The sequence below is a fragment of the Lacticaseibacillus sp. 53-4 genome (genome assembly GCF_016861805.1).
Taxonomy (GTDB): Bacteria; Bacillota; Bacilli; order Lactobacillales; family Lactobacillaceae; genus Lacticaseibacillus.
This window is the reverse complement of sequence record NZ_BOLT01000059.1, coordinates 1-5,175: the sequence shown is the minus strand read 5'-3', so window position 1 is coordinate 5,175 and position 5,175 is coordinate 1. Positions and strand designations below refer to the sequence as shown.

The window sequence follows — 5,175 nt, the reverse complement described above, 5'->3', positions numbered from 1 at the left end:
CATTTGACTCCACCCGCACAGCGGGTGGTTTTGAGCCTCGCGCGTCTCCGCGCGAGCCCGGCTAAAGCCTCTATAAATAAAAAGTCCCAGCCCTTACGCACTGAGCGTGCGCAAAGGCTGGGACTTTTTGACTTTGTTAGGCTGGCGTCTTGGTGTACTTATCCAACACGTTGTTGAGCTGATCCTTGGTCTGATAGCCGACCAGCTTCTCAACGACTTCGCCGTCTTTCTTGACGATCAGCGTCGGAATGGCCATGATACCAAAGGCCCCTGGGGTTTCGGGGTTTTGGTCGACGTCCATCTTCGTGAACTTGACGTCTGAGCGATCCTTTTCCAGTGACTCGATCACCGGACTCTGCATCTTGCAAGGGCCACACCAGGTTGCCCAGAAGTCGGTCAGCGTGACACCAGTGTCGGTCTCCTGCTTAAAATCCTGATCACTAACTACTTTAACCATAGAAGTTCCTCCTCGTCTCATTGAAGTCAACAACGACTTTCTTACTATTCGTAACCATTGTAGCATGACCGTCAAGCCCGTTCAACTAAATTGCCCGCAATTAACTACTTGAACTGCACAATAGTCGCGCCAGAGCCACCCGCGTTTTGCGGCGCAAACCCAAATTTTTTCACTTGGGAATTGCGTTTCAAATACTCGGTGACCCCGTTGCGAATCGCACCGGTGCCCAGGCCGTGAATGATCGTCACCTGCGGATACCCGGCAAGCAGCGCAGAATCGATGTAGCGGTCGAGCTGCGACATCGCGTCCTCGTACCGCACCCCGCGCAGGTCCAACGTCGTGTCAGGTCCGCTTGCCGCGCCGCCCTTAACGATTGCCATGGGCCGCTTGGGCTCCTGGTCTTTGGGTTCGGCCACTTTTTCCAGGTCAGAGGTGCTGATTTTCATACGCAAGATCCCCAGCTGAACATTCCAGTGGGTGTTATCCACTTGGTCGAGCAGGTCACCGGTTTGATCATACGACAGCACATGAACCCGGTCGCCTGGCCGCAAAGCCTGTTTGCGCTTCTCGCGCCGCAGGACCTTATTTTTCGGCTGCGGCTGCTCCTGGTGCAGCTGCTTCAACCCTGTCTTGGCCTCGATCAAGCGATTTTCCTTCACATTGCCACTGCCCGCTTTTTGCATCTGGCGCAGGTCGCGAATGATCTTATCAGCTTTCTTTTGTGCTTTTTCGACCAGCGCATTCGCCTGTTCGCGGGCCTTGTCTAGCTGGCCGGCGCGCTCTTTTTCAAGCTCCGCATAAGCCGCCTGGAGGTCGGCCAGCAGTTTCTGTGCCGCGTCCGTGTCCGCCCGGGCTGCCTTGTACTCCGTTTCGGCCGCCTTGCGTTGACTTTCCAGATCCGCAATCATGTTGTTCAAATCGTGACTGTCGTCTGCGATCAGCGCCTTGGCCCGATCGACAATGGCGCCGTCCAGGCCGAGCCGGCGAGAAATGTCAAACGCGTTCGAGCGGCCCGGTACCCCAATCAACAGGCGGTACGTCGGCTGCAACGTGGCGGCATCAAACTCCATGGAGGCGTTGATGGTGCCTGGGGTGTTGTAGCCGTAGAGCTTAAGTTCCGGGTAGTGCGTGGTGGCGACTACATCGGCCCCGATTGTGCCGACCTCATCCAAAATAGCGATGGCCAAGGCCGCGCCTTCTTGGGGATCTGTGCCGGCGCCTAGCTCATCGAACAGGACCAACGCCTGATCATCTAAATGGTCAAGAATGTCGACAATGTTCGCCATGTGACCTGAAAAAGTACTCAGGCTTTGCTCAATGCTTTGCTCATCGCCGATGTCGGCGAAAATCTCCGAGAACACACCAATCGTGCTTTCCTCACCGGCCGGAATGAACAGCCCGGCCTGCCCCATCAGCTGAAGCAGCCCCAAGGTTTTGAGGGTGATGGTTTTACCACCGGTGTTCGGCCCAGTGACGACAATGGCCTGGTAGTCCTTGCCGATCACGATGTCGTTAGGCACAACCTTATGCGCGTCCAGCAGCGGGTGGCGCGCCTGGAGAAGGTCGACCTCGTTTTTCGCCGACACTAGCGGCTCCGTCGCCTTGATGGCGCGCGCATAACGGGCCTTGGCGTTGATAAAGTCAAAATGTCCCAGCACCTCTGCGTTGCGGGCAATTTGCTTGCTGTAAGGTGCCACCGTTTCGGACAGCTCCGCCAGCACTCTCGCAATCTCCTGCTGCTCCTCAATTTGCGCCTCGCGCAGCCGGTTGTTCATGTCCACAATGGCTTGCGGCTCAATGAACAAAGTGGCACCTGAGGCACTTTGGTCGTGGACCACACCGGCAACCTGGCCGCGTGAGTCCGAGCGCACAGGCAGGACAAAGCGGTCATCCCGCAGCGTGATAATTGGATCAGACAGGTACTTGGCCATGTTGCCGTGGATGTACGAGTCCATGCGGCTGCGAATGTTGGCTTCCAGCTGCCGGATCTGATTGCGCACTGCGCGCAGCGTGTCACTGGCCTCGTCAGTCACATTACCTTCCTCGTCGATTGCCGTGTACAAACGGCGCTCGAGTTCTGGCAGGACAGTGAGCTGCTGCTGCAGGGTGTAAACCCGCCGCAGCTCGATTTTGTCATTCAGATCCGCCAAGAAGTCATCTACCGCGCTGACACTGCGCAAAACGCGAGTCAGTTGGGCGAGCTCTTTGCCGTTTAAAGTCGCCCCGATTTGCACACGCTTGAGCGCCGGCCCGACATCAGTCAGCTCAGGCAGCGGGATGCCGCCTTTGAGCCGCAGCAGTGATGCGCCGTCAGCAGTTTCGTCCAGGGCTTGTTGAACCTGCGTGCGGTCCGCAGTCGGCGCCAGTGCCGCCACCCGGGCGTGGCCGGCGGCCGTCACAACCTCCTTGGCCAGTGCCGCCTTGATCTGATCAAAGCCCAGCGTGGTCAAAATTTTTTTATTCATGATCAAACTCCTTAGAATGCGAAAAACCAGCACGCAATGCGGTGCTGGTCGTTAAAGCCAAAGGGCGGTCACCCAGTTCGTTAACCCAAGCGAGTAGCGAACTATCGTGCGCGCCAGAAATGAGTTGGCGAGCATCTGCTGCAGCCCGGCCAGTGGAATCAGCGCGACCACGTACAGCACCAGAAAGAGGAACATGTAGCCCATCACCAGATTCAACAAGCCGCCGGTGATCAAGCTGGCCCGGTCGGCCTTGTGATACTTCAGGTCATGCACCCACAGTGCGCCAAAGCGCGTCACGAGCCAGCCAATCGCCAGTACGAGCAGAAACGCGATGCCGCGATAAAAGGCATCGTCCAGAGTAAGCCCGACCCGGTTAGAGAAAAACACAAAATGGCTGGTCTGCGTCGCTGATGGGTACGGCACCCAAAGTGACAGCAAGTTCGCCACCGGCCGGTAAAACAGCGTCGCCAGCCCCAAACTGACTAAGTAACCGCCGACGTGCACCAGCTGAAGCCACAGCCCCCGTTCAGCGCCTGCGTAGAAGAAATACGCGAGAAAGACGATGATTGCCAGACTAAGCATCCGCATCCTCCGTCTTTTGCGCAGCGGCCGCGGCCGCCACCTGGTCGGAGAGGACATTAAAGGCCAGCAGCACCGCAGCGTCTTCTTTGGTCATTTTCGGTGCCGCCTCGCGCAGCGCCGCCAAGCGCTGATTCAACAGGGCGGTCACCGCCTCAAAGTGGGCGGTCGTGCCCGGGCCAATAATCGTATATTCTTTTCCGTCAATCACGGCCTTGAATCGCCGCTTGCGCTCAGCCATTGTGGATCCCCTTCCGTCAAAAAACCGCGCCTCATCACTGCGGCGCGGTGTGGCGGCTATTCGCCGTCATCATCCTCATCGGCCAAGAAGGTGTTCAGCACCTCTTCGACCATGTCCCACTCGTCGTCGTCTTCGATCGGAAACAAATTTCCCGAACTGGCGTCGCCGTTTTCGTCTGGGGTGAATGAAAACGCCTGAATGTCGACTTCTTCATCGTCGCTGGCGCTTTCCGGATACAGCAGCACGTAGCTTTTGCCGTAGTCTTCCGAATCAAAGGTGAAAAGCACCTGATACAATTCTTCGTTGCCCTTGTCGTCGATCAGCGTGATCTGCTGCTGGTCGTCGCCCTCGTGCACATGGTTGTTTTCGTCTGCCATGATGGCCTCCTTATTAGCGGCTGTGAAGATCCAGGTAATTCTGCAAAATCAGCTGCGCCGCCAGTTTATCGATGACTTGTTTTTGACGTTTACGTGAGGCATCCGCCTCTTCGATCAGCATCCGACTCGCCTCGACCGTGGTCAGCCGCTCATCGGTGAAGGCCACCGGCAGGTTGAACCGGTCGGCCAGCATCTGGCCGTATGCCTTTGATTTCTCAACGCGCGGGCCTTCGGTGTTGTTCATGTTCTTCGGGAGCCCCACCACAAAGTTGGTCACCGAATACTGCGTGACCAACTCCGCAACGCGCGCGAGGCCAAATTCTTCCTTGTCTTCGTTGATGCGAATGATTTCAAGCCCCTGGGCCGTCCACCCTAAAGGATCGGAAATCGCGACCCCCACGGTGCGCGACCCGACGTCCAGGCCCATGTAACGCACTACTGTTTCTCCTTACCGAGGTAGTTGCGAACAAGCTCCTCGATGATCACGTCGCGTTCGTACTTCCGAATCAGATTCCGCGAGTCGTTGTACCGTGGAATGTAAGCCGGATCCCCCGAGATCAGGTAGCCAACGATCTGGTTGATCGGATTGTAGCCCTTTTCTTCCAGCGATTTGCTGACCGTCTCCAACGTCTCGTGGATGTTTTTCGGATTGTTATCCGGAAAATCAAAATGAACGGTTTGATCTAATGTGCCCATTTTCAACACCTCTATTCCTTCCAGCTAGCCTCTATTTTACTTGAAAGGCGCCTAAAGTACAATGTCGCGATCAGCACCAGCGGCCGGCGCCAGGCCGCAGCGGCTCCCGCTTCCCGTTAGCGGGTGCGTTACATTTTCATTGCAACCAAAAGCCGCGGTGCGTGTGCACCGCGGCTTGCAATGGCTCTTCGTCAAGTGAAGTTGAACATAATTTATGAGAGTATTTAGACCTTAATTGGTCTAGGTACTCTTTTTTTAAGCCGCCAGGTTGTGGGCTTTGGGATTAAACCAGACACGCTCAAGGAAAATACGGTTGATAAAGTTATCCCAGTTTTTATAACCATAGGCAGTGTTCTTGAT

Annotated in this window: 7 protein-coding genes; all 7 read right to left on the bottom strand. The window is 56.1% G+C overall.

Annotation, left to right across the window (positions count from 1 at the left end):
* Positions 1-136: 136 nt before the first annotated feature.
* The gene (trxA, locus tag JUF21_RS11695; protein WP_054665174.1) at positions 137-457 is read right to left on the bottom strand and encodes a thioredoxin; all 321 of its coding nucleotides are present in this window, start codon (positions 455-457) and stop codon (positions 137-139) included.
* Positions 458-561: 104 nt separating this feature from the next.
* Positions 562-2,922, bottom strand: coding sequence for an endonuclease MutS2 (locus JUF21_RS11690; RefSeq protein WP_203664803.1), 2,361 nt, complete (start codon positions 2,920-2,922; stop codon positions 562-564).
* Between the two features lie 51 nt (positions 2,923-2,973).
* Positions 2,974-3,504, bottom strand: coding sequence for a CvpA family protein (locus tag JUF21_RS11685; protein ID WP_203664801.1), 531 nt, complete (start codon positions 3,502-3,504; stop codon positions 2,974-2,976).
* On the bottom strand, positions 3,497-3,742 hold the full coding sequence (gene zapA, locus JUF21_RS11680; protein WP_203664799.1) for a cell division protein ZapA: 246 nt from the start codon (positions 3,740-3,742) through the stop codon (positions 3,497-3,499). The genes JUF21_RS11685 and zapA overlap by 8 nt, the downstream gene beginning before the upstream one ends.
* A 56-nt stretch (positions 3,743-3,798) precedes the next feature.
* On the bottom strand, positions 3,799-4,119 hold the full coding sequence (locus tag JUF21_RS11675; RefSeq protein ID WP_203664797.1) for a DUF1292 domain-containing protein: 321 nt from the start codon (positions 4,117-4,119) through the stop codon (positions 3,799-3,801).
* A 13-nt stretch (positions 4,120-4,132) separates the two neighbouring features.
* Positions 4,133-4,555, bottom strand: a complete 423-nt coding sequence (ruvX, locus tag JUF21_RS11670; protein ID WP_203664795.1) for a Holliday junction resolvase RuvX — start codon at positions 4,553-4,555, stop codon at positions 4,133-4,135.
* Complete coding sequence (locus JUF21_RS11665; RefSeq protein ID WP_125758300.1) at positions 4,555-4,815, bottom strand: IreB family regulatory phosphoprotein; 261 nt, start codon at positions 4,813-4,815, stop codon at positions 4,555-4,557. Before JUF21_RS11665 ends, ruvX begins: the two co-directional genes overlap by 1 nt.
* Between the last annotated feature and the right edge of the window lie 360 nt (positions 4,816-5,175).